This window comes from Leptospira kobayashii (assembly GCF_003114835.2).
GTDB lineage: Bacteria > Spirochaetota > Leptospiria > Leptospirales > Leptospiraceae > Leptospira_A > Leptospira_A kobayashii.
The window spans coordinates 2382097-2407146 of the sequence record NZ_AP025028.1; the positions used below are offsets into that span (position 1 = coordinate 2382097).

Below are 25050 nucleotides of genomic sequence, written 5' to 3' on the forward strand. Positions count from 1 at the left end.
ATCAACCGTTCCAGAATGTCCTGAATAGGCTTTTTTTCTTAATGTCCTCTTCCGCTCGATCCAACGGAAGCCATTTCTTACCGATCCAAATCTCATAAAAGAATATTTTCAAAAACGCAACCCCTGTTCCCAAACTAGGTGATCCGAAACCATTGTCGATTCGACAACTTTCGTAAGTAGGGAATTCCGCAATCTTGAGTTTCTTCTTAAATGCACGAATGGACCCTTGAAATTCGATCGTATAACCTGGTCCGTCTAAAGCGATTTCATTCCACGTTTTTTTGGTAATGGCCCGGAATCCGTTGATCGTATCCGTAACATATTTGCTACGATTCCAAATGATATTTGCAAGTATCGTAAAAGCGTTGTTTACCCATTTTCGCCATTTGAAGAATTGTTCGTCTTCCTCATTATGCGCATCTTTTGTCATTCTGGTTGCAATGACTATATCGTTACCAGCTTCCAACAAGGGTTTGAATTTAGGAATATCATTCGGATCTTCGTTTCCGTCCGGGCTAAATAGTATCAATGCATCTCCTTTGGCCTTTTTAAAAGCCACACGAAATGCTTCGCCCCTGCCCTTGATCTCCTGAAAATGAACGGGAATTTTTTTCTCTTTTAAAAATTCAACGGTACCGTCGGTAGAGCCTCCGTCGACTGCAATGATTTCATCTACCGACTTTAAAGGGATCTTGCTAAAGATCTCCTTAAGCCCCACGATTTCGTTTAAAGTTAAAATGACTAAAGTGATTTTCATTATTTCGTTTCCATTTTAGTTTTATAATCCCGTATAACATCTCTAATCCCATCTTCCAAAGTAACGGATTGTTTAAAACCCAATTTCGTAAGTTTACCAACATCCATACACTTTCGAGGCATCCCGTCAGGCTTCGAATGATCCCAGACGATCTTGCCTTGGTACCCTGTCATGTTTGCAATGAGTTCGGCCAATCCTTTGATCGAGATATCTTCGCCGGCACCTACATTGATAAACCCATCCTCTTTCCAATGTTCCAATAAAAATAGGACTGAGCGAACCAAATCGGAAACATGGAAGAATTCTCTTTTTGCCGATCCCGTTCCCCAAATAACAACCTCGGAAAGATTGTCTCTTGTTGCATCCGTAAATTTTTTAACAAGCGCACTCAATACATGCGAATGTTCCGGGTGAAAGCTGTCACCGGGACCATATAGATTGCTCGGCATAATACTCAGACCGTTCAGATTGTACTGTTTTTTGTAATACTCCATCATTTTCAAACCGGAAATTTTCGCCAAAGCGTAACCTTCGTTTGTTGGCTCTAATGGTCCGGTCAGCAGATATTCTTCCTTCATGGGTTGCGGGCATTCACGAGGATAAATACAGGAGCTTCCGAAAAATATCACTTTTTTGGCATCAAAAAGATGGGAATTGTGAATCAAATTGCTCTCAATCATCAAATTATCGTAAATGAAATCGGCGGGTTTTTCCATATTCGCCTTGATTCCACCCACTCTGGCAGCGATGATAAAAACAACGTCGGGCCTTTCCTTCTCAAAAAACTCACCGACCGCAACCGAGTTTCTTAAATCCAACTCGTTTCTATCCTTGATGATAATCTCGGAATAACCCTCTTTCTTAAAATGGTCCAAGAAGGCAGAACCTACCATTCCTTTATGTCCGGAAATAAATATCTTATCTTTTTTTTGAATCAACTGTCAGCCCCTTAGGATTATTCTTTAAAAAAATTACGAACATCTGTAATGCGCTAATGGTAGGCCCGGAAACGATCTTACCGCTCATTATCTTCTTTTCAATCTCTTCCCATTCGAAAAACTTAAAATCCGAAATCTTTTCCGATTCGGGATAAGAAAAACCATGACCTGCTTCAACAGGCTCCAACACACAAATGATATGATGTAGGAAATCCATTTTGCCGGGAGATTCATAAAAGGAACCGATATTAACCGCAACATCGGATGAGAAACCGGTTTCTTCCTTTAACTCCCGAATGGCAGCTTCTTCCGGAATTTCACCCTCCTCGATTCCGCCTCCGGGGAACTCCCAGCTTGTCTTTTCAATGGCAGGTCTCGTACATCGGATCAAACCCAATTTAAACAGTTCATTTTCCCGTATAACGGGAATGATAACGACGGCTGGTTCGACCGATACAAACCATCCGAATTTTTTCTTATTGATGACTTTAAAGAATTTAAAATCAAAAAGGGAATCTGAGTCTTTCATTCTTCTTCAATAACGAATACATATAAAATAGAAAAATAAAACTATTCGATATAACAATTAAGCTGACCGGGAAAAAATACCTTGCGGAAGACAAAAGGAGAACTAAGTTCACGGAAGCCCAAAATAAAGGAACGAAGGAGACGGATAATAAGAACGGATTTTTTTTCCAAAGCCCCAACAAAAAAACCAAAACCGTAAAAAACCATCCCATCCTCAATAGAATCCGATAAAGATCTACACTATGAGTCAGAACTCTTTGCACTCTGTTGACACCACCGGAAAATGAATATCTTTCCTGAACATAATCGTATAACACCCGATCGTCGCGAATATCGGAAATCAGGTTTTTATGAGAATGAAATAACATCAAGCCGAAGTTTACGGTCTCATTATAAGGATGATCGAACTCAAGCATAAGTTTTATATTATTTAAAAGCCCGTGAAAGTAAGCGCTCGGATTTGCCCGAACCACAGATACAAAATCGAGTCCCGGATTCGGTGTAATGATAAATAACTGATCCAAAATGCCGTAAAAATTCGGATCACCGATGATTCCCTGAATTTCCAACTTACCCGTTTTCGAAAACCGATTCAAAGCTTCTTCATATTCGGTCTTCTTTTTGCCCAACATTTCCGAATCTTTCGGAAAGACTCCCTGAATCAGAAGTCCGGCGAGTAAAAACCCCCGTTTTGCGGCGTCATTTTTACCCGAAGCTTTTTTCGCCCATGGGGACGCAATGATGATAGGAATCAAAACAACAATTAAGTTAACAAAGATAAGTTGAGTTATTTTTTTAAGCAATTTTTCATTCGTTCTGATCCAAAATACATAAGACAAAAAAAGTCCGGCAGGTAACACAAATACGAGTAAGTTGGGTTTGATATAATAGAGTATCCCTACGTATATCCCCATTAACAACGAGTGATAAAATATATTTTTTATCTTAAGATTTAATAATACCAAAAACAGGCAAAAGGAAAAACATAACAACGTCTCCATCAGAAGAGAATGTTCGAACGCGATTAAAACCGGATTCAAACTGAGAACGAAAACAATCACAGCTCCTACCCCTGCTCCGGATTTTTCTTTTACAAGATAACCTAAACTTAACGCGGAAAAAAGACCCAATAGAGTCAAAAAGGATATATGTGTAAAAGCGTTAAATCCTACCACAGATCCGTAAAGTCGAAGCATCAGAGGAAAAAGAGGAGTTCGTAGATAATTCCAATCCACATACATCTTATCCGTAAAAAAAAGATTCGCCAGGCGGATATAATCAAAGCCGTCGGGAGAAATATACAAAGGCAAGGAAATCAAATATATAAAATGAATCATAACACAGAAAACAACCGAATATTTAAACCATTTCCTGGAGTTGCCAAACATATGTTTCAAACTGTTAAAACTCATTTTTTCGCCTTACTTTCGTTCACTAGGTTTTTTATCTTTATAATTCAAGAGATACAATTCAAAATCAAACTTATGAAATCTGGAACTGGTATCTAAAATCAAACCGATTGAGAGTGAGATCAAGGATGTAATCATAAGTCCGGTGGAAAGGATCGCAAGCGGAACATGATAGATGTATTTTTCACGGTAATAATCCTCGAATACGGGATAAGCGGACAATAAACCGGAAAAGAACAATAATGCGGAAAGATAGCCGAAAAAATGGAAAGGTTTATAAAACTTAAAGATCCAGATGATAGTCTTTATTACTTTAATACCGTCTTTAAAAGTACTTAGCTTTGAAAAGCTGCCTTCCGGTCTGTCTTTATAAACGATTTTCTCTTCAATGACTTTGAATCCTTTATCCAAGGCATGCAAGGTCATCTCCGTTTCCAATTCGAATCCTTTGCATAAAATAGGATATGTTTTTACGAATCTTCTGGTAAAGACCCTATATCCCGACATGATATCATTCAATTTAGATTGGAACAAAGTATTGATAAACCATTTCACCAGCATATTGCCGAAATAATGAAATTTACGTTTGTTTTCATTCTTATAAGCACCGCTATGATGTCGGTCACCAACAATCATATCCGCTGAATTTTCCGACAAAGCTTTGATCAGATTCGGCAGATCGGACGCCTGGTATGTGCAATCCGCGTCAGACATCACATATATGTCAGCTTCAATCTCATGAAATGCAGTTCTGACGGCAAAAGCCTTTCCTTGCCTCTTTTCGTTGATCAATGTTCCGTTGATTTTAAATTCTTTAAATGTTTTGCGGGTAATTTCTTCCGTGCGATCACTCGAATTATTGTTGATAACAACAATTTGAGCGGAAGTGAATTTTTTTGCAAAATCAAGAATCGTATCCTTGATCGTTAACTCTTCGTTATATGCCGGTAAAATAACTGCGATTTTGTCCACGATTGTATTTGTTTCCCTTTTTTAATATACTTTTCAGCGTTAAAGAATCCGATTCGATTCAAATAGGATATGAATTCGAATAAGTCTTATTTGTTTTTTTGTTTCTGATCTTAACTATGATTGTTTTGTCTTTCTTACCAAACTTCAAGTTTGTTTCTCTGAAATCCGTCCACGGAGAAATCTGAATTTCCTTATTTTCATTATCCGTTTTAAAATAAGCGGATTCGAAGGAATCCATTTCTTTGAATTTGGATACAAGCCCGGTATTTGTTATATTTTCGCCAGACTTGGCTTCTACAGGCTGGGAAAAATAGAATAGAACTTCTTTCTTCTCATCAGTCAGTTGCAATTGCTTCGGAACCCGATTCATAAAAAATTTCGCGTCGAAGAAATTACCGATAAGAATAAAATAATCTTCCTTCAATTCATCAACTGTAAGATTTACAATCCTTCTGGCGGAGGAATAGTTTTGTATACCCAATGGAATCAACTGGGATATGATGATATTTGGAATCGCTTCCTGCACTTGATTCTTCGATAAAATCTTGGAATCCGGAGCAAGATTATGAATCAAAGCATTCGGGTAATTATTCACATAAACCACATTGAATTCGGGAGTTTTGGGAAGTATTTCCGCGACTCTATCGGATATTTGTTTTCGGTATGAATTGAAATTCGTATAACTTATAATCGCACCGATGGATCTGTAATAATTATTAAACAAACCGTAAAACGAAGTGAATATGCAATAGGCGAAAGCGATAAAGAAAATAGGGTAACCGATCTTATAAACGAAGGAGGATTTTAATTTTCTCAGACGGTCCAATGCAAAACCGATCAAAGGAGCTGTAATAGTAAACACTATCATCCAATATCTCATAATACCCATAACATATTTATTATGGATGCAATACCCTATATCCGCAAAAAGAAAAGAGAGTCCCAATACATAAACGATCGGCCGAACCTTATTAAAGGATAAAAAACCTATCAGTGCTGAAATCAAAAGTAAATGAGGGTAAAAACCGAAATTCACGGAATGATCATAAAACAAAGGGTATGCGATCGTAGTCATATTCGTATGCGCGGAATATTTCGTATTCACTTCTTCCTGAGTGGTATTGAAAAGGTTATTGATAACGGTTTTTGACAGATGGTTTGCCACATCTGACAATTCTTCCCGATGACCTACTCCCGTAGGAACCAAAGCAGGAGTGAGAAATAATTCCATATTTTGGCTCACCAGATTAATTCCTGCGATCTTGAAACTAAACGGCGAATTATTTACTGCACTTACCACTTTGGAAAACTTAACCGGATTTCCTCTCATCATATAATTTTCGTAGAAAACTCCGAATAACATAAAAAGAACCGCAAATACGAATACGATGCCGTGAAATAGGAATTTCCGAACAAACGAAAAAGTCGATTTGATCCCGTATTTAATAAAATAAAAAACAATAATACCGATAACAAGTTGATAATATAAAGCCGCAAAAGGTTTAATTCCCAAACTAATTCCCAGGGCGAGACCAGCTAACAAAATATAAATCATCCGTTTTTCGGAATACCAATTTACAAATGCCAAAACTCCGATTGCGAAACTGGATGCGGCAAGAATATCGTCATTATCTCCGGTGGCATTTAAAAGAAATACATCGGAACAGATAAGGAGCGCTGTGGACATAACGGATGCTAACTTGCTAATCTCCAGTTTTCTACATAAAAAATAAGAAGAGAATCCGATTGTTACCCAATTGAATAGGGAAAAAAAATGCAATGCCCTGAACGATACTTTATATATGATAAAATACATCCATGTCACTGCAGTATTGATAGGAGACATGAATACCAAATCTCCGTCAAAGTCGGGGTTCGGAAGAAGAGTATGATTCTGCAAAAAAGCGTAAATTTTCACCAGCTTGCTTGAAAGTGTATCAGGTGTTAAAGGAAGATAGGAGAAACAAAGAATCAACTGCAATACAAAGATCAATGAAAGAAATACGATAACAAGCGAATACAGATCGAACCGAAGCCTTGGAATTTTAAACTCCGGAAACCCGATCCGAAATCCTATGTTCTTTCTGAACAGAACGATAAAAACAACGAATTGAATCGATACGGATAAGGAAAAATATAAAATTTTCCAATCCAGAATATTAAAAAAGGAAAGTATGAAACTGGTAAAAAGTATATTTGCCCAAAAGAGTAGATAAGAATATAGGATCGTTTCAAAATTCTTTTTTTCAGGAATTAAAAATCTGATGATGGAATAGGAAAAAACAAAAAGTAAAACACTATGAACAATGAATAATATCATACACTGACACCTTTATTTTTTAAAACACTATCGTACAATTCCAAATACTTTCCGGAAGCGACGGATGCCCCGAATCTTTCCTTAATAAAATCATGTAATCGTTCTTTCTTAAAAAGACCATCTCGCTTAGAAGCGATGATAGTTTTATCCAAATTTTCCTCAAAGGATGACTGACTAAAACATTCCGCTTTGTATCCGGTCTCTCCATCCATAACTATATCTTTCAATCCGGATGTATCGAAACAAACAACGGGGGTTCCGCAAGAAATCGACTCCGCAGCAGTTAGGCAGAAAGATTCGATTTTGGAAGGAACAAGCGTAATATCAACTGAGGAATACAGAATCGCAAGCTCTTCGGAAGATTTGACATAACCGATATTGATAACATTTACAAATTCCGTTTTCAATTCGATCGGGATAGAACCGAAGACGATAAACGTAATATCTTTTCTTTTTTCTTCTTCGTATTTTTTGATTAAATTTTCTATTACAAAGTAACCTTTGTTTCCATCCCTATAATCGGATCCGAATAATAATAAAGTTTCGGAAGAACGAAAACGCCAAAATTCACGCGATGAATCGGAATCTCTCGGAAAAAAAATCTCGGTTCTTATAATATTCGGAATCACATTAGTCGGATATTTTGAAAATAAAAGACTTTCTTTGGCGATATCGGAAATCCATCGACTAACACCTACCGGATGAATGTCCAGTTTGGAATAAGCTTCCTTTTTTCTTTCCCAAACGGTATGATTTACATTATCGGAGGAATACCCTGTTTTATAGGATTCGTCGAAACAAACATGTTCGGCTCCGAGAAAAGGCCACATATCATGCATCGTCCAAACGATAGGCATTTGAATCTCCTGCAAGGCCTCAATGCTTATGAAATTATTTCCAATCCAATGTAAGTGAACGATATCAGGCTTTAAAACTTGAAGTATTAATTTTATGTCCAGAAAGGAATAATTTTGAAAAGAGTGCATTACTTCTTTTTTGAAAACGGCTCTCTTATAACTCCGGTTTCTTTTAAAATGAACGATCAAATCGATGAGAAAGCCGAATCCGGTGCTTTCTTTTGCAAGTATCACGTGATCGTCTTTAGTCGCTTTTTTAGAAACCAACATCAAGGAATTTTGACCGGCTTCCAATAAACTTTGATGAATGTGGAACGCCGCTTTTGCCGCCCCTCCCGATTGATCGGAAGTGGAAAGATGCAAGACAAACGGTTTTTTCCGTTTATCTATGATTATGCTTTTGTATAATTTTTTATCACTCCGGATCAAAACCCGTTTCAAAAGATAAGAAAAAATAACAAACGGTTTGGTGATTAAAAAGAAGATCCGAACGGAGTAATAACGTATAATTTCAAATAGTTTTGTATCATAAAAAAGAGAATAGAATAGAAAAACAGGAAGAGGATGATGTTCTTTTCTAATCGCCCTATATTCCCTGAATATAATGATCTCATTTTCTTTTTTGGCACTGACGCCTTCCAGATCATAAATTACTACAACCGTATCCACTCTCTTTTTTGTTGTTTCAGGCAAAAACCAAACTCTTTGCAACAAATCAAAATCAGCTGCAAACCGATATTTTAAATCGTAAACTCCGTGTTTTTGAAAAACCCTTTTATGGAAAAATACCGCCTGGTGGCATAAGTATTTTTCACGATACCAGTATCTGTAAAAAATCTGATCGGGGTATTTGATGTAATACCTGTCTTTTTTTCTATCAATCATAAGGATATCACCGTATAAGATATCCTCAGCATTGTCAGATGAGTCTTTTATTTTCCCAAGTACATGCTCATTCTCAAAAGAATCGCCTGCATTTAAAAATAATAGATACTCACCGGAGGCAAAACCGATTCCTTTATTTTGAGCGTCGTAAATTCCTTTATCCTTTTCGGAAATGAATCGGATCTGAGGAGTCATCACATCCCTGATAAAATCCTGCGTTCCGTCGGAAGAGCCTCCATCCACGATGATAACCTCAAAGTCCCTGCAACGTTGTCTTTCGAGACTTTTTAAGGTTTTCCTTAATCCATCTTTGTTATTATAACTGACTGAAATGATAGAAAATAAAGGCATTATTTACCAACTAACCTTCGATAAAGATTAACCAACTTCGACTTGAAACGAACCATAAGACCGTGAATCGACAATTCGCTTTTCGAACCATGAGATTCCAATAGTCCGCGGATTCCCAAATAAGCATCCCATGTATTCAATGACTTCCATTCTCCCGAAATAACAATGGATCCTTCGGAAAGAGATAATCTCTCCCATTGAAGAGTGGCGTGAGAGTGAAAAAAATATAAAACATCTTCTTTGTAAATCCCGTTCGTATGATCGGGCTTTAAAGCGATTTCAACTTTGTTTCCACCATTTTGATGGAAGACAGTTCGGATTCGAACTGCACAGGAATTTTTCCACATAGGCATCCATAGAAAACCTTTTAGACTTTCACGAATCTCAAATTTTATTTCAAAGGATTTCATCTCCGATGAAGAATTTACATTCGTAGATATATAATTGTTCCAGTCGTAACCGTTCTCTTTTTCAAGATACAATGAAGTTCTGGCAATCTTCTGATTCCATAAATCTGCGAGTTCGTTCGGTTCGGAAACCAACTCCTGTATTTTTTGATAATCGTTGTATCCTTGCTCCAATCGAAAATCGAATTGTATCAGTTTTCGAATCGCTGAAACATCCATCCGATCAAAGTCGTCATTCAGTACGAAATTCGAATGATGACTTTGATAAATGGAACGAAAGTATTCCCTATCCGCTTTACTTAATTTCGGTAAATATAATTTTTCCCATTCATACTTTGAAACAATTTTGGGAAGTTTGATCAGATCCGATTTTACTTCCTTACAAATCGAATTGAGTTCTAATAATTTAAGCAGATATTTTTTATAAATAAATTGATATACATCGAATTTTAAATAATAATCTCCCGAATGTCCCCAAGCACCTTCGTCAGGAAATTTGAAATCATGAAAGTGATGAAATACGACAGGAAATGACTCATTTGTTTCAATTTCTCTTCCCGACAATTTCCCGTTTTCTTCGAAAAAATCATATTGTTGGGAGTTCCAAGGTGCGATTCCTCCACCTAAGTGCCGCAATACGTGAACACGTTTAAACCGTGTCGTCCAATCATCCAAATATTTCTGATCACCAAATTTGCCGTCTTCATGTCTTGCAAAGCACCATTCCGCGCAACGATCTCTCCACCAATGAAGTGCTTCCATACCGGATTCATCGTTTTTAAAAGAAAGGAATTGTACACAATACCGCCCGCTTTCTTCGGACTGATCGTATTTCTTCGTATAACGATGATCAGTAAGCAAAACGGAACTACTTCCCATTTCCTCCAACAATCGAATCGGATCGGAAAAAAAGAAAAGATCGGAATCTATGTAAGTAATCTGTGATGGATTATATTTCGAAATGACATAGGAAATGGAAAAAGAAGTGCAAGTCCAACAATACTCCTGTAATGTTCTCTCCTTCTTAATCTTAAGCAGCTCCTCTCCTTCAAATTCCTGCATGGAAATAGGAGTTACATTCGGAAGAGCGAGTTTTTTCAATACATTGTACGTATCATCATCAAACCCGAAGACATAAACATGATAGTCTTTCGTGTTTTCCTCCAAAGATTTCAGCATAGCCAATCCGCGGGAAAGATATTTCGAATTAAATAAAGTACAGTAATTTTGCATTAAAAAATAAGTAACGAAAAATCAAACATCAGCCGGAAGTTCAGCCGATTAAGGATTTTAATTCTTCACAAACACGGATTTGAGACTCTTCCGGAAGATAAGGATACATCGGTATGGAAAAAATCTCTTTGGACATCTTTTCGGTTATTGGAAAATCACCTTCCTTATAACCCAAATGTGCATACCCCCTCATCGTATGGATGGGGAAAGGATAACTAACATTCAATAAAATGTTCTTTTTCTTCAGCTCCTCCAAAATTCGATCCCTATCGGGATGAGCAACGACATATAGATAATAAACATGCTTATTGTATTCTTTTTCAATAGGCAGTTTCAATCCCGTATTTTTTAGGATTTCGTTGTATCGAACAGCGATGCTTCTTCTTTTATCATTGTTCTCATCCAACTTCTTCAATTTGAAATCAAGTATGGCTGCATGAAGTTCATCTACCCGGGAATTATAACCGTGTTCTTCCGCATAATACGTCTTATCCATTCCGTAAAAACGCAGCCGTCTCAGCTTATCATTTGTTTCCGAATGATTTGTTAAAATCATACCTGCATCACCGAATCCGCCGAGCGGCTTCGTTGGGTAAAAGGAAAAAGTAGAACAGTCGGAAAAAGCCCCCGCCTTACTACCTTTATACTCTGCTCCATGCGACTGTGCACAATCTTCCAAAATTTTAAGATTAAACTCTTTTGCTATTTCCAGAATCGGATCCATATCGACCGATTGCCCGTAGAGATGTACGGGAATAATCGCTTTTGTTTTGGCGGTGATAACTTTTCGAATCAGATTTGTGTCCATCAAATAAGTGTCCGGATCGATATCGACAAAAACAGGTCTTGCACCCGTGCTAACGATAGCACTCACCGTCGGAACTGCGGTATTCGATACTGTGATGACTTCGTCATTTTCACCGATACCAAGTGCCTTAAGCGCAAGCATCGCAGCATTCGTGGCGTTATCGACACCTATCCCATGTTTTACGCCGATGTAGTCGGCAAACGATTTCTCGAAAGAAATCAAACTTTCACCGAATATAAGTCTACCGGAAAAAAGAACTTTCTCTACGATCTTTAGAATGTCTTCTTTTTCCACCTGGAGTTCTTCCAGATAATCCCAAACTTTAATGATTTGATTCATAAATACCTTATTTATTAAAATTAATTATCTTATCCAAAATGATAGAATCGCTGTAGAGTTCATTCGCATACTTATCGTATCCGTCCCCGGCAACCGAATCCAAAACCTCTTCCAAAAACAACTGAAACGAATCTCCCGTGGGAACATCGATTGTTTCGTTTTTACCTTGGCTGGAAGATAGAATCTTTCCGTAGTAATTATCGGGTGGAGTAAAAATCCGTTCGGTTTCCAAAGAGATATTTTCACCTAACAATTGAAGGCGATTCAGATATTGGGCATTGAGACTGAAATAGGAAGAAAGAAGTATGCTTCTGTCTTTGTATCGAAAAAATATCTCCGAAGAAAGATCCAAACCCTTTTCATTCCTTTCATTGATGTGCACATCAATTTCATCAGGATATTCGGACAACAAAAATCGACTTAAACTGATTGTATAGGAAGCCCTGTCATAAAGTATTCCGCCGCCATAATCAGTATCATATCTGAAATTATCTTTATCGAGAGGAGGATTGGTAAAAAACTGAAAAATTCTTAGATTATGATTCTTAGAACTCGCATCTAATTTTTCTTTGAAAGCTTTTGCGAGAGGGTGTCTGTACCAAACGTTCGCTTCCGCCAAAAGCGATCGGTTCTTCAAAGCAAGTTCCGATAACTCCTTTGCTTCGGCGGAATTCATTACCGCAGGTTTGTCTATGATTACATGAAAACCACGATTCAGATAGTATTTCGCGAAATAAGAATGTAAAGAATTTGGTGTGGAAATATAGACGAATGTATCTTGAGAAGGTAAGTCTACTTCATAGTGATCATAAAAAACAATTTCTTTGGCCTTTGTCCATTCACTCTCTATTTGAATTTTCTTTTTGGTACAGATGATTATTTTTTTTAACTTTTGAATTTTTAAAGCGGCGGGAAGAACCCTTCTCGCAACGAGTGAAGAATATCCGATAATCAACAAATTCATTGTATTCGCCTAAATCATGCAAGATAGAAGACTACGGGATTCGACATTGAATATATTATTAATCAAAATTAATTTTTTAGCCTGATTCAATGTGATCCACATATAGTTTTCGGGGATCTTATCAATTGTATTTTCTTTCAGATGAATGATACTGTATCTATTTTGATCGTGATAAAAACGCCCACCTTCCTCTGACTGAAGAGAATCATACAATACTTCCTTATCCGAAAAGTCTTTATCGAAATAACCTGCAAATGACAAATTCGGATTCGAAGGATCATGATCGAATTCCAAAAGAGAGCTTTGTACGGTAGGAGCCAATTCAACTCCGTCGAAATTGCCTGGTTCAAAAGCCGCCTGAAATAACAAATGAGGCACACCGCCTAACTTCTGCATGACAATCCCGTTCAACAGTACATGTTTTGACGCTAGAATCGGTTGTGACCAGGATTTGACTTCCCTATTGGAAGCGCCTATTTTCACACCGATCACATCAAAACAGCGATCACCAGAAGAGGAAATTTTTTCATCCGATGTAACCCAGCCTTTCATTTCGATCAAAGGTTTTAAATTCGCTTTGATTTCGAAATTGGATTTCAGATTGGCAATCCATGAGAATAAATAAGATAGAGGACGAAATGATTTTTCATCATCCGCTCGGAGGGAATCCGAATATATGTTTTTCTTATAAGACGTATTGCCAACGGTATAATTGGGAAGTCCCGAAAGCACAGTCCGTGAATCCATATTGATAATATTATCCACATTCAATAACGCTTTCAATTGCCCGAGTGTTAACCAAAAAAAATCATCGGGAATAGAATCGGGAAAGTCAACATTAGTAAGATCCAAAATCATATTTCGATTTCTTTTCTTTAAAAACCTGGATCCTTGCTCCGATTGCAACTGGTCGTAAACAACCGACTCGTCCTTCTTAAAAAGAAAATTCTCTATAAAAGGGGTCGAATTGCCTCCATGAACCCTCGTATAATTACTCTTAGTTGCTTGCACGGAAGGCGAAATCTGAAGTATGTTGATATTCCCGGGTTCCATTTTCGCCTGAACCAAGAAGTGCAATATTCCTTTGATTTCCCTAACGATAAAACCGAGTATTCCTATTTCCGGTTGAGATATAATAGGTTGATCCCATTTTCTTTTCCCGTAAAAATCCGTTTCAACTTCGATTCCGTAGACTTTAAAAAACTTTCCGGAAGAATGGGAAACGGACTCGTCATTATAGTTCCAATTTGAAACATCTCTTAAAGGAATCTCGGTGATATCGAATGCATTTTTCGCAAGACGAGTGTTATACCAGGACCAAAAATCATCCATGGAATTTTCACCTTTTATCGCCTCTATGGAGATTGATATTTTTTCCGAATAATTCATAGATCTTCCGGTCTTTGTTCGATTCCCAAGGCAGAAAGATATTCTTCCCATGTTCTGATTGATTTTTTCATATCGTAGATTGTGCTCGCATAAACGAGACAAACAGCATCATTCTCAAATTTACCCATGCGTATCCAAAACATCGCAGGAATATAGATTCCAACTCCCGGATTGTTCATTAAAAAAGTTTTGGATTCAATTCCGTTGCTCACAAAAATTTCGTATGATCCGTGAACAACAGTTAACACCTGATCGGTGTCAGTATGTGCATGACGACCTCTCAGACCGCCGGGAGTTACCTGATGGACGAGGAATGTCCTCTTGATTTCAAAAGGAATATTCTTTCCGTACTCAACGGAAGTCAACCTCCCCCGATCATCCTTATGGTCTTGAAATACAATTTCTTTTACAACTGATAAGTCTAAGTGATTCGATATCATTTTCAAATAAATTCCTTTGTAAAATTGATAGGAGTTGGTTTATTTTTTTCTAAAGACAACCATGATCGTTTGTCCTCGGAAAAACGATCGGACTGTTTTGAATTCCAACAATTTCCTGAACGCACTTAAGAAAACGGATATTACTTTATTCACTTTTCTACTAGGAGTAAAGGAAAAGTATCCTTGTTTTATCATCCAAATATAATAATCGATATGATATTCAGCCAAAGGTTCGTATAAAACCTTCAAAATTTCCAAATCGTATGTTTTGGCTATGTATTTGAAAAAACCTACATCCATACTCAACATATGATGCGGAGGCATCTCCAATGCCACATCGGCATGTCTTATAAAACTTTTGGCATTCGGAACCGCGATGAGTAACAAACCACCTTTATTTAACAAAGCTAATGACTCTTCCAGATAAGCTTTCGGATTTGTCAAATGCTCAAAGACTTCAAAACTCACTACCGCATCGTAGTTTTTCTTTTCCCGAATCATGGCTTCCATAGTGGAATTTATAATCGGTAAATTTTTCTTTTTTGTAAAAGCAAGCGCTTCCTTATTGAATTCCAATCCCAAACTGGAAATCCCCAGTGTTTGGATCTTCTCGATGAAATGCCCCCGCCCCGCTCCGATTTCAAGCAATGACTTCGGAGCAAACCGTTTCATTATATCAAAAGCGATATCGAATTCCCATTTCTCACTGCCATAATACCAATCGAATTTTTCAGAAAGACTTTTATAAAGAGAATCGGATCCTGCAACGTCGGATGGAAAATAAAATCTAAGTCCCGATTCAACGCATAAGCATAAGTAGATTTTATCATGACCATGGAATTCGTTTTCAATATTCAAACCGAAAAGTTCGCTCCACCTGCGAACAATATCACCAGTCGAAAATTCTCTAAGTACCTTTACATTATCTTTACCGGTAATAGGACTACTTATTTGCATATTTTTCCTTTTCAAACAATAAACACTTATTCTTTATATTCAAATTTTTCGGAAAATCTTCTTCCATTGAATCGAACGAACTATGTAGAACATACTTCCTATTCATCAGGGATATAAATTTCTTATAATTAATAAACCAAATCGGAATCTCCGCTTCGTATATCTCGGGCGGAACAATTTGTATCAGCAGTTTGTCCGAAGTATCATCAAAAAGAAAAGGGGTCCGATCCATTATGATAAAATCGAAATCAAATGTCAAAATTTCTTCAATCATTCGATACGGGTCTTCCAAGTAGGGCAAAACGCTGGAAAGCAAGATAACATTCGGGTTTTTAATATCCTTAGATTCGGAAATCGTTTCAAAGAAGCTCAGATGTTGATCCTTGAAAAATTCATTACCGCATGCGACGAAATGTTTTTGTTCAACGATCGACCAACTAAGATCGGTAATATGATTTAGGTATTTCCGATTTTGAAAGAAAGAACTTCCTAAAGATCCGCCGAAATCGATCAACTTCAACCGATTATTCGAAGCGCTTGCAACATACAAAAGGCAGACTAACAAGGGGAAGGAATATTGGACTTCATCGAACAATATCGAGTCCCTTTCGTAGACTGCTTCCCCGTTTTTAACCTTAAGAAGGGAATTTTTTACCTTCTCCAATATATTCGGAGCGGTATATCCGGAACAATCTGCAACTGCATCCTTCCAGGAAACATAGTCGCCTCGATACCATTCTTTCTGTTTATCGGTTTGCATCCGATCTTTCGCTAGATTTCGTTTTATGAAATTCAAAACCCGACGGACTTGATGCTTAAGGAATTCAAGTCCTTTTCGAAAGAAAACAAAACGGACTTGGTTCGAATCCATTCCGGTAGGATTCTTATGAAATTCGATTATCAAGTTTCTGATTTCGTTATTTTCTTCGATAAGATCGGGATAAGATAAGATCTTTTTATGAGAAATATAAGGACTTAAATATGCATCTTCCCCGCAATGAGTTCCGCTACTATCCAAGCCGATATTCTGTACAAGACTCGCAGTAGGATGCAAAGTGAACTTCTTAGCTAAGAACATGGATGCATGCCAACGGATCGCCCAGGATTTGTTCTTACCTGCAATTTGATCTCTTAACATCTGAGTATAAGGATGACTGCCATCCAAATCGAACAAACCGGTAAGAGATTCACTTTCGAGCCGGTTCAATAATTTTGTGCCGTCTGTTTCAAACAGATCCCAGGAACGTTTCCAGGTAGCCCATCCCCAACAATCCGCTCCGCGCAGGAAAAAACTTTCAGGCAATCCTTTGTCTGCGATCGGCAAGTTGTATCCGTGAATGCTTGCTACATCTTCCTTATGGAAATATTTTTCCAAAGCGGTATTCATATAATGGAGAAAATACTTTCCTACAACGATATCATCTTCCAAAACGATCACTCTTCCGTGCTCTCTTGTAACGTCGGTTACACCGGAAATGATAGATTGGGCGAGACCTTGGTTGACTTCGTGCAATTTTATCCGAACAGAAGCAAACCCGGAAATCCCTTTGATAGAATCACGTACGGATTGTACGGCTTCCTTTTCAAGATGGTTTTTAGGACCATCTGAAAAAATATAAAGATCGGTTTTTCCGGCTTCTTCATTTTTTAAAAGAGATTCGATCACTTGCGCCAGATGATCCGGCCTTTTATATACGAATAATGCGATAGGAGCTGGGTTCATTGATTCTTCGTATCTAAATAAAACGAAGTCCTCGGAGTCTTGCATTCAAAATGATATCCGAAGTCTTTTAATAAAATGTGAACGGGGTTTTTCGATATTGTATTCAAATCGAAATTTAAAATTTCAACCAGTAAAACTTTAGGGCGAAACAAGTCCCAATCATTGGATTTCAAAACATCCAATTCATGCCACTCCACATCTATATTCATAAAATCGATCTTTTGGTTTTTAGAATATTTCGTAAGAATTTCAGTCAAAGGAGCAACCGGAATATTCAATTTCTTATTGTATCTGTAAGGGGAATTTTTCTCAAGAAAACTCACTCTTTCAGGATCGAATGTATTCAAAGCGGCTTCTTCAAAATTATAATATTCTAAATTTCCAGAAGACCTCGATACTCCGTAATTCAAATTGATATCGCGTTTCCTCAAATTATTGAATTTTGCTATCGCATCAGGAGAAGGTTCTATGTTGATACCATTCCAACCCAGCTGGTAAAAATAATTCGTATTTGAAAAACGAATTGGATCATAAGCGCCTATATCAACGTAAAATCCTTCATTTTTGTTCTCAAAGATTTCACGAAGGATCATGTCTTCCCCTTCCTGAGAAAAGGAAGGAAATCCTGTTTGTTCCGATATATTTATCTTTTGTTTTTTCGAAAAAAATCCCATTTAAAAATCAGTCCTTAAGAAATCGGTTGAAATGAAGCAAAAGCGGTTTTTCATTTTTCGAAATTTCTTCCTGCGAAAATAATGACTCTCTGATTCTACGAATCTCTCTCTTTATATAGATCAATTCGTCCTCACTACGGACCGGCTTCTCATCATAACAATCCAATCTGGTATTAAAATCACGATTCAACTGCAAAGAAAACTGCTTCGCATCAAAAGGTTTATAGTCCAAACAATCTCTTACAAAATCGTTATATACAATGCCTTGCGATTCGAATTTTTTACGTTTCCATTTCCAAATGATTCTGTTTTTTAATTTTCTAAAATATCCTATCGAAGCGGGAATGTATTCATTGCGTTCCCTATATTGAAAATTATCGGAGATACGATAAACGGAACGATTGAACTTAACCGCGTGCCACCTAAATGAAAACAAACTATAATTGATGTCCCAACCGGACCGGATCAGACTTTTGATTTTCGCAAAATAATCCTCTTTATCCGAAGCAACTACATTGATGGAAGCGGGATAAATGGCAAGGTTCGGAGAATAGAGAAGTACTGGTATTCCCAACATAGACATCTCTTCGCCTACGCTGGACCATGCGTTCAAAAACAAATCCGCTTCCTTCGCGATATCATAAATGGAAATATTGTCGGAAGGATAATTGATCTTAACATTGGAAGGTAGGTTTTGAAATAACCTTTCAAATTCAAGGGAATGTTTGGATCGAACGGTTTCCCTTTTATTCGGAAACTCACGCGGATGAACGCGCACAACCAAAAACATATCCTTTTCTTCGCCAAAAAATCGGATTAGATTTTGAACCCATTCGATCAAACTGGAAAAAACCAGTTCTTCTTCCTCTTTCAACATCCCGACCACTTCTGCGGCAAATCTTTCGTCGTAACTACTCAAAGTCGCAACAACTAACTTCTGATTGGTGCTCACTCCGAAAAAGTCTTTTACGGAATCGCAAGTGGATTTGCTTGCGGAATATGCAATGAAATGTTTGCCTTCTATTACTTCTAAAAAATGGTTAGAGACTTGTTTCGCTTCTTCCGAACTGACCGGCAATTTCGAATGTTCCGCCCAATGTCTCCTCTGCTCCGAACGATAAAAACGAATATGATGTTTTGTGAATATCATAGTCGCAAGTCTCTCCGAAAGATTTTCACCTGCATGAAGCAAATAGACCGGTTTACCGAAATGTTCGGCAACTCCGGTAAATACCCGATTCACTCCGTAGGCATTATTATAAATCAAGACAACATCGGGATCGAACTTCTTCATTACATTGGTAGCACCAAAATAAGTAAGTATCGAATTTTTAAGATTTATATTAAATGCGTTTTTTTCCTCTTCCGTAAACTCGAGATTATTCTTCTTGAACTGCAATAAAATATCATATACCGCATATTGTATAATGGGAAGATAATCTATCTTTCCTTGAATATCGAAATCAGCCTTAAGACGATCAAAATGAAGAAGAGCTTCTTTTTTTTCGGAATCCGATATATACCGTTCTAAAAAATCGTATTTGAATCCGAAAAACTCCCTAAGCAAAAAATTATGCTTAAGACAATCCCGACAAACGGACGTTTTATCCGATTCATTCGATTTTTGGTTCAATCCGTAAGCACTCATGGACACGCAGTATTCTTTGAATTGCGTGTCGCAATTGATGAATACCACTTCATGTCCTTGTTTTCTGAGCGAATCCGCGATAATGGCTTCCGGAAAAGAATGTACCCAAATCGCAGAGAAAGGAGAATAAAATAGAATTTTCATATTGGGAAAATCAAAAAGAAGGAGAAGGAACCCACATATATTGGGCCCAATTCTGATTTTCAGTGGTTTCTAAAAATTTTTCCAACTGATGTAACTGAGAGCGATTGAATCTATGTAGATTTTTCAAAGAACTTAAAATCGATTTCAATTTTTCCGAATCGATCAAGCCTTCTTCGTAGGTTTTCACCGCCAAAAATGCAGCTTCATTATAAAAATTATAGGCACAGTACAAACTGATCAATTTCAAAATCTTCTTCGTATCTTTTTGCTTAATTAACAACCGATAGTCTCTGACCGCGATCAAATCGATTTCAATCAATCTTTCCGCTATCGACGGATTTCCGTATTTCACCGAATACAAATGAGTATAATACAATTCTCCATCCGCATTCGGGCTGCGACTCCCCCGATTGGTTCTGAAATCCAAAACTTCAAATCCGTTCTCTTTCATGAAAATAAGCGAATCTTCCACCGTTGCCGATTTTTTCATGGAGCCCATGACACTGACTTCCATTTCGATTAGTAAAAGTTCGTCTAAATATTCTTTGTCGATGGATTTTACTATATCCAGCTCGATTCCTTGCACATCCAATTTGATGGCGGAAGGCAAAACATTATTACGTTTCAATTCGGAATTCAGTGTTTCCGTCTCTATCTCTTCCTTTCGCATTGGAAAAAAATATTTCGAGTTTTTTACATAATCAGAATCCAGATCTGGTTCCAACAACGAACTGCCTGTAGGAGTATTCGTTATATTTAACGTTTGTTTACCGCCGGTTGCAGAAATTCCTGCTCTTGAAAGTATGAATTTGGATCCTTCGTATTCGGGACGTTGGTATAGTTTTTGGATCACATCGAAAGATTCCTTGTGCGGTTCGAAAATCAGATAATCCGCATAACCGATCAGCTTATACCAGCTAGGTTGTAAGGAATGGGCTCCTCCAATATCGACTACTTGAATTTTTTCGCCGTTATTGATCTTAAGATATTCTTCTCTTAAAGACACAGGTTTTTGCGAAACATCTCCGGTGTGATAAGGATAAGGTTGATTTAAAACCGGCGCCTCTCTATGTCGAAGTGAAGCTGCATAATTTTTGCCTTGAAGTAGCACCTTTAAAATCAGTTTGAAGCGGAAGAACAAAGAATCCCTTAAAAAAGCTTTAACTCTGCCGGGAAGTAAAGATTTGATTCTCGCCTTCAAACCTAATGATTGTTTGCTTGTAGCCACTTTCGCGGACTCTCTCGAATAAGCGACGGAAAACATTTTAGTGTCCGCATAGGCAATTTGCATTGCCCATCTCTCTCCTTTGTCCGGCTGCCCTCCCCTGTGCAAAAGGTAACATCCGTCAAATATGAAAAAATTGGATTCATCGGAAGTGATAGCCCTTTCGGAATCGGAAAGAGATTTGAATTGTTCCATCTCCTCCGTCAGGTCATCTCCGAAATGGCTACTACCTTGCAACACAGGCGGTAATAAGTTCACAAATTCCTTTCTAAATTCTTCTTCCAAATATCTTTTTCTATAATAAGGATGATTTTGTTTTTCCACTCCTCGGTAGGCATCACGCATTCCGTAATCCATCCCTTTGTAAAAAAGGGTCAATGATTTAACGGTATTTAGGTTAGGTGAATTTTCTATATAAGAAAACGGACCGTTTTCCTTCTCAACTTTAGAAAGATATAATAGACTTTTGATCGCATAAAATGCTTCATCGGAATGCAAATAAGAAAGTTTGCCCGTGGGAATATTCTTATCAGCATAACAGTTCTTATACCAAGACTCCGCTGAATTCGAATATTGAAGCGCGCAGTAAAACAAATCCAACTTTTTACCGTAATAGTTGGAAACTCCTTCGATGACACCGTTCTCATCCAATATTTTCCGAATGATCTCGAAGTATCCACCTTCTAACGGTAACGAGATGGAACAATTCATATCTTCCGGCATCGTCAGCTTTTTTGTTTTGAGCTGATTGCGAAAGTTTTCTGTTTTCAGAAACAACTCTTCGATGATTTGATTCGGAACGGAAAGTTTCGCGATGCCACTTTCTTTCAATTTGTTCGTAATGATTTCCGATTTTGAATTTTTCCTTTCAGGGGTGTAAACGGAAGCTTCCGAAGAATGAAGAAGTAGTTTATAAATCTCCGCTTCCAAAAAATCCAAAGAGATTCGAATCCCTTTGTTAATTCTAGATCTTTCCGGAGAATTTAGAATCAGCAAAGAAGATAATCTATCGATTTTCGGATTTACCTCAGTTATCCTCAAATGATGGATTTTGCTTTGTTTCGGATTTTTTGCAAATTGATCAATGATCAAATCAAGTGATTTCAAAATAGAAAGTATCTCTTCATTCAAACCGTTTTGATTAATACTTATATTGATTAAGCTTTTATAGGCCGGATGAACGGAGTAATTTACATTATCTGGATTTGAAACGATTGAGCTCATTTTATTAATTCTCCATTGCGAATGATATGATTTTCAAACTCTCCGGGCAAATCGCATAAACCCATAAAAGGCAAAAACAAACTTTCATTTTGGTTTTGCACTTGGAGAGTATCCAACGTTGCCGCATAAATATATTTCAAATTTTCGGAAAACCTGCTCATAGAAATAGATTCTATGTTGAGTAGTTCGTTTTCGGGCAAAGCACCCGCTACGATCCCAAAGGAATATTCAAGAGGAAGCAGGTTCAATTTCAATCTATAACAAACGGAAACGACATCTCCCGGAAGAAGGTAATCCGCCTTTCCTTGATTTACTTTGAATTGAAAATCGTATTTGCTATAAACTGTGACGTTTTCTTTCGTATTGATAAAGATTGCAAAACAAGGTCTTAGGATTTTTTTATTAACTTTGAATTTAAAATAAAAAGTAACTTCTTCACCGGTGGTTAACTGGCTTGTGGCAATTCCCTTATGATTTTTGATGATATAACTTTTTAATTCGATCTCACCCAAACCAACTTCATTAACTTTGATATTCGCAGGAAAGACAAACTCGGAATCTGATGGCCAGTTTTCAATCTCAACGGAAGAATTTTTTCCGTCCGTTCTGAGATTTTGATTCAACCCTGAATTCGCATTTTCTATCTTCTCGATATATTCATTCACCATTTGAACGTTTTTAAAACTATCTATCTTATAATAGATGTAAGATGCTTTGGTGGAATCGCCTTCATAGAAAATTTCCCCTTCTTTAAGGACGATGGCTTTGCTGCAATATTTGACTACACTTCCTGTGTCATGAGTCACAAACAGAAAAGTGGTATTGCCCTTATTCAATAACCCCTCTATCAAAGTATGACATTTCTGTTGAAAGAAAACGTCTCCCACACTCAATGCCTCGTCCACAATCAGAATCTCAGGTTCAAGTAACGCTTGTACGGCGAATGCAAGACGAACGAACATTCCCGAAGAGTAAGTTTTTACAGGCTGATCGATAAAGGTTCCGATCTGGGCGAACTCTTCTATTTCCTGAAATTTATTCAAAATCTGATTTTCGGAAAAACCCAAAATGCTTCCGTTTAAAAAAACATTTTCTCTTCCCGTAAATTCGGGATTGAAACCGCTTCCCAGTTCAAGTAGAGCATTGATCTTTCCTTGCACATCAATATCTCCTTCCGAAGGAGAAAGAGTTCCCGCTATGATCTGAAGTAGAGTCGATTTACCCGCTCCGTTTCTGCCCAAAACTCCGATGGAATCGCCCTTTTTGATTTCTAAATTGATTCCCTTCAATGCCCAAAATTCCTGAAAATACTTTCTTCCCTTCAAAGAAGGAAAAAAACGGGAAATAGGAGAAACTAACATCTGTTTCAAGCGGTCGGTCGGGTTATTGAATATCCGGTATGCTTTGGATACATTTCGCAGTGAGATTACCGTTTCATTTTGTATCATTAAATATTTCTTTCCATATAATTATAACAAATTGCGACCGAGCATAAAAGATTCCGCAGTTTCAACGCCGACACTTGCTCCTCGCCAAGAAGCCAAATGTTCAACAGCTTTGATAGACCTTGCATGAGGCCATTCCCTCATTTCCGAAGAGTAAATTTCCAATGCTTCTTTCTTTAATTCGAAGAATGTTTTTCCCCTACTTCCTTTCCGACTCAAATCGACAAACCAATTCGGTTGAAAAGGAATTCCGCTGCCGGGAGGTTGCCATTCCGTACTGGATGCAACTTCAAAGAATAATAATGTTTTCAAAGTTTGTCCCGGTATCGGTCTTGCTGCGGTAACAATTGCTTGTTGAACAAGACGGTGATCTATATTCAAATCCCAGGCGTGATGAGTGTATATTAAATTCGGCTTAACTATAGACAATTCATCTTCTATGATTTTAACGATATCCAACAAATCGAGAGAGTCCATCCGATTGTCGGGTAAATCAAATAGTTTAAAGCTTGTTACACCCAAGTGACGATTCGCCTTTTCAGCGATAATAGCAAGCTCGGATAATTCTTTACTCAATTTATCCCTATTTCTTTTTTGATCTCTGCTGGTTAATCCTTCCGCCATAATGCGAACATGCACTTCCGCACCTTCCTCCGCATGACGGGCAATCGTACCACCGCATCCTAAAATTTCGTCATCCGGGTGAGCGGCGATAACCAGTATGATATCTTTTTTATTCATAATTATTTTTTTCTAAAAATAAAATTCCAAGCTGCGACAGTATAATCGGAAGCAGGAATCAAAACATCGTTTTTTTTATGTTCAAGATATAAGGCCTCGAACTTATCGAAAGTCCGCAAGAGCTCCGACTTGGAAAAAAAATGAACTCTGCCCAAACCTACAAAACTTCCCGTTTCCAATTTGGTTCTGGTATTCGGATCTTCCGCCGCCTCCCCTCTTTTCAAATCGGTATGCGAATCGGAAAACCAATCGACTCCGATAAACAAACCGTCTTTCTCCAGCTTTCCATAACAAAGTTCGATCGCATGCGTGATTGCTTCCGAATGATTGTGAACGAGAGATGCACGATCAATGATGATATCAAAGTTTCCTTCAAAGGGAATCTCCTTTGTAAAATCAGCGTTCTTTATCTTCGATTGAATTTCGGGAAATCTTTCCCGCAATTCGTTTACTATATGTTCGCTTCCTTCCAAGGCGTGATAGTCCACACCTAACGAAAGTAAGAATGGAATGTTTGCGCCTGCGCCGCATCCCAGTTCCAAAACCCTTAGTTTCGAAAAATCTTTTCCCCGAAGGTATCGAAAAAAAAGACTAACCAAATCGCTCCAGGGCCAGCGACTACGATGACCTCCCGATTTATAAGTCACATCCCAATCAGTTGAAAATGACATG

The 25050-nt window shown here is 37.7% G+C and carries 20 protein-coding genes and 1 pseudogene; all 21 read right to left on the minus strand.

Annotated elements, in window-relative coordinates; genetic code table 11:
• Nucleotide 1: 1 nt before the first annotated feature.
• The 21 genes and pseudogenes from DI077_RS10685 to DI077_RS10780 all read right to left on the minus strand — a co-directional run bounded on the left by DI077_RS10685 (nt 2) and on the right by DI077_RS10780 (nt 25049).
• The gene (locus DI077_RS10685; protein WP_109019400.1) at nt 2–757 is read right to left on the minus strand and encodes a glycosyltransferase family 2 protein; all 756 of its coding nucleotides are present in this window, start codon (nt 755–757) and stop codon (nt 2–4) included.
• Nucleotides 757–1692, minus strand: coding sequence for a GDP-L-fucose synthase family protein (locus DI077_RS10690; protein WP_109019587.1), 936 nt, complete (start codon nt 1690–1692; stop codon nt 757–759). The genes DI077_RS10685 and DI077_RS10690 overlap by 1 nt, the downstream gene beginning before the upstream one ends.
• The gene (locus tag DI077_RS10695; RefSeq protein WP_109019399.1) at nt 1676–2224 is read right to left on the minus strand and encodes an NUDIX hydrolase; all 549 of its coding nucleotides are present in this window, start codon (nt 2222–2224) and stop codon (nt 1676–1678) included. Before DI077_RS10695 ends, DI077_RS10690 begins: the two co-directional genes overlap by 17 nt.
• Entirely contained in the window at nt 2199–3635 is a 1437-nt protein-coding gene (locus tag DI077_RS10700) for a glycosyltransferase family protein (protein ID WP_135354858.1), read from the minus strand. Before DI077_RS10700 ends, DI077_RS10695 begins: the two co-directional genes overlap by 26 nt.
• A 9-nt stretch (nt 3636–3644) precedes the next feature.
• Nucleotides 3645–4604 (minus strand): glycosyltransferase family 2 protein, encoded by a 960-nt coding sequence (locus DI077_RS10705; protein WP_242935166.1) that lies wholly within the window; start codon nt 4602–4604, stop codon nt 3645–3647.
• A 58-nt stretch (nt 4605–4662) separates the two neighbouring features.
• A complete protein-coding gene (locus tag DI077_RS10710) occupies nt 4663–6924 on the minus strand; it encodes an ArnT family glycosyltransferase (protein WP_109019396.1) in 2262 nt (753 codons plus the stop codon).
• A complete protein-coding gene (locus DI077_RS10715; RefSeq protein ID WP_109019395.1) occupies nt 6921–9017 on the minus strand; it encodes a glycosyltransferase in 2097 nt (698 codons plus the stop codon). Before DI077_RS10715 ends, DI077_RS10710 begins: the two co-directional genes overlap by 4 nt.
• The gene (locus tag DI077_RS10720) at nt 9017–10603 is read right to left on the minus strand and encodes a hypothetical protein (RefSeq protein WP_109019394.1); all 1587 of its coding nucleotides are present in this window, start codon (nt 10601–10603) and stop codon (nt 9017–9019) included. Before DI077_RS10720 ends, DI077_RS10715 begins: the two co-directional genes overlap by 1 nt.
• A 94-nt stretch (nt 10604–10697) precedes the next feature.
• A complete protein-coding gene (locus DI077_RS10725) occupies nt 10698–11804 on the minus strand; it encodes a DegT/DnrJ/EryC1/StrS family aminotransferase (RefSeq protein ID WP_109019393.1) in 1107 nt (368 codons plus the stop codon).
• A gap of 7 nt (nt 11805–11811) precedes the next feature.
• Complete coding sequence (locus tag DI077_RS10730) at nt 11812–12768, minus strand: Gfo/Idh/MocA family protein (RefSeq protein WP_109019392.1); 957 nt, start codon at nt 12766–12768, stop codon at nt 11812–11814.
• A 9-nt stretch (nt 12769–12777) separates the two neighbouring features.
• Nucleotides 12778–14157, minus strand: a complete 1380-nt coding sequence (locus DI077_RS10735; protein ID WP_167837110.1) for an NDP-hexose 2,3-dehydratase family protein — start codon at nt 14155–14157, stop codon at nt 12778–12780.
• Nucleotides 14154–14597 carry a sugar 3,4-ketoisomerase gene (locus tag DI077_RS10740; RefSeq protein WP_109019390.1) on the minus strand — a complete coding sequence of 148 codons (444 nt, stop codon included), beginning with the start codon at nt 14595–14597 and terminating at the stop codon, nt 14154–14156. The genes DI077_RS10735 and DI077_RS10740 overlap by 4 nt, the downstream gene beginning before the upstream one ends.
• Nucleotides 14598–14636: 39 nt before the next feature.
• Nucleotides 14637–15554 carry a class I SAM-dependent methyltransferase gene (locus DI077_RS10745; RefSeq protein WP_109019389.1) on the minus strand — a complete coding sequence of 306 codons (918 nt, stop codon included), beginning with the start codon at nt 15552–15554 and terminating at the stop codon, nt 14637–14639.
• Nucleotides 15541–16314, minus strand: a complete 774-nt coding sequence (locus DI077_RS19870; protein WP_423241790.1) for a methyltransferase, TIGR04325 family — start codon at nt 16312–16314, stop codon at nt 15541–15543. Before DI077_RS19870 ends, DI077_RS10745 begins: the two co-directional genes overlap by 14 nt.
• Before the next feature lie 45 nt (nt 16315–16359).
• Nucleotides 16360–17277: pseudogene (locus DI077_RS19875) on the minus strand (hypothetical protein); the annotation flags it as partial.
• Nucleotides 17274–17951 (minus strand): FkbM family methyltransferase, encoded by a 678-nt coding sequence (locus tag DI077_RS10755; RefSeq protein WP_109019388.1) that lies wholly within the window; start codon nt 17949–17951, stop codon nt 17274–17276. The gene DI077_RS10755 and the pseudogene DI077_RS19875, both read right to left, overlap by 4 nt.
• 7 nt (nt 17952–17958) lie before the next feature.
• Entirely contained in the window at nt 17959–19743 is a 1785-nt protein-coding gene (locus DI077_RS10760) for a hypothetical protein (protein ID WP_109019387.1), read from the minus strand.
• Between the two features lie 10 nt (nt 19744–19753).
• A complete protein-coding gene (locus DI077_RS10765; protein WP_109019386.1) occupies nt 19754–22192 on the minus strand; it encodes an FkbM family methyltransferase in 2439 nt (812 codons plus the stop codon).
• The gene (locus tag DI077_RS10770) at nt 22189–23640 is read right to left on the minus strand and encodes an ABC transporter ATP-binding protein (RefSeq protein ID WP_109019385.1); all 1452 of its coding nucleotides are present in this window, start codon (nt 23638–23640) and stop codon (nt 22189–22191) included. The genes DI077_RS10765 and DI077_RS10770 overlap by 4 nt, the downstream gene beginning before the upstream one ends.
• Nucleotides 23641–23661: 21 nt before the next feature.
• Nucleotides 23662–24378, minus strand: a complete 717-nt coding sequence (locus tag DI077_RS10775; protein WP_109019384.1) for a PIG-L deacetylase family protein — start codon at nt 24376–24378, stop codon at nt 23662–23664.
• Nucleotides 24379–24380: 2 nt separating this feature from the next.
• Nucleotides 24381–25049, minus strand: a complete 669-nt coding sequence (locus DI077_RS10780) for a class I SAM-dependent methyltransferase (protein ID WP_109019383.1) — start codon at nt 25047–25049, stop codon at nt 24381–24383.
• Nucleotide 25050 lies beyond the last annotated feature (1 nt).

Bases quoted from the DNA above. Each gene is read 5' to 3' on its own strand.
- DI077_RS10685 (WP_109019400.1), bottom strand. From the start codon at position 757: ATGAAAATCACTTTAGTCATTTTAACTTTAAACGAAATCGTGGGGCTT.
- DI077_RS10695 (WP_109019399.1), bottom strand. From the start codon at position 2,224: ATGAAAGACTCAGATTCCCTTTTTGATTTTAAATTCTTTAAAGTCATC.
- DI077_RS10700 (WP_135354858.1), bottom strand. From the start codon at position 3,635: ATGAGTTTTAACAGTTTGAAACATATGTTTGGCAACTCCAGGAAATGG.
- DI077_RS10710 (WP_109019396.1), bottom strand. From the start codon at position 6,924: ATGATATTATTCATTGTTCATAGTGTTTTACTTTTTGTTTTTTCCTAT.
- DI077_RS10715 (WP_109019395.1), bottom strand. From the start codon at position 9,017: ATGCCTTTATTTTCTATCATTTCAGTCAGTTATAATAACAAAGATGGA.
- DI077_RS10720 (WP_109019394.1), bottom strand. From the start codon at position 10,603: ATGCTGAAATCTTTGGAGGAAAACACGAAAGACTATCATGTTTATGTC.
- DI077_RS10725 (WP_109019393.1), bottom strand. From the start codon at position 11,804: ATGAATCAAATCATTAAAGTTTGGGATTATCTGGAAGAACTCCAGGTG.
- DI077_RS10730 (WP_109019392.1), bottom strand. From the start codon at position 12,768: ATGAATTTGTTGATTATCGGATATTCTTCACTCGTTGCGAGAAGGGTT.
- DI077_RS10735 (WP_167837110.1), bottom strand. From the start codon at position 14,157: ATGAATTATTCGGAAAAAATATCAATCTCCATAGAGGCGATAAAAGGT.
- DI077_RS10740 (WP_109019390.1), bottom strand. From the start codon at position 14,597: ATGATATCGAATCACTTAGACTTATCAGTTGTAAAAGAAATTGTATTT.
- DI077_RS10745 (WP_109019389.1), bottom strand. From the start codon at position 15,554: ATGCAAATAAGTAGTCCTATTACCGGTAAAGATAATGTAAAGGTACTT.
- DI077_RS19870 (WP_423241790.1), bottom strand. From the start codon at position 16,314: ATGCAAACCGATAAACAGAAAGAATGGTATCGAGGCGACTATGTTTCC.
- DI077_RS10755 (WP_109019388.1), bottom strand. From the start codon at position 17,951: ATGGGATTTTTTTCGAAAAAACAAAAGATAAATATATCGGAACAAACA.
- DI077_RS10760 (WP_109019387.1), bottom strand. From the start codon at position 19,743: ATGAAAATTCTATTTTATTCTCCTTTCTCTGCGATTTGGGTACATTCT.
- DI077_RS10765 (WP_109019386.1), bottom strand. From the start codon at position 22,192: ATGAGCTCAATCGTTTCAAATCCAGATAATGTAAATTACTCCGTTCAT.
- DI077_RS10770 (WP_109019385.1), bottom strand. From the start codon at position 23,640: ATGATACAAAATGAAACGGTAATCTCACTGCGAAATGTATCCAAAGCA.
- DI077_RS10775 (WP_109019384.1), bottom strand. From the start codon at position 24,378: ATGAATAAAAAAGATATCATACTGGTTATCGCCGCTCACCCGGATGAC.
- DI077_RS10780 (WP_109019383.1), bottom strand. From the start codon at position 25,049: ATGTCATTTTCAACTGATTGGGATGTGACTTATAAATCGGGAGGTCAT.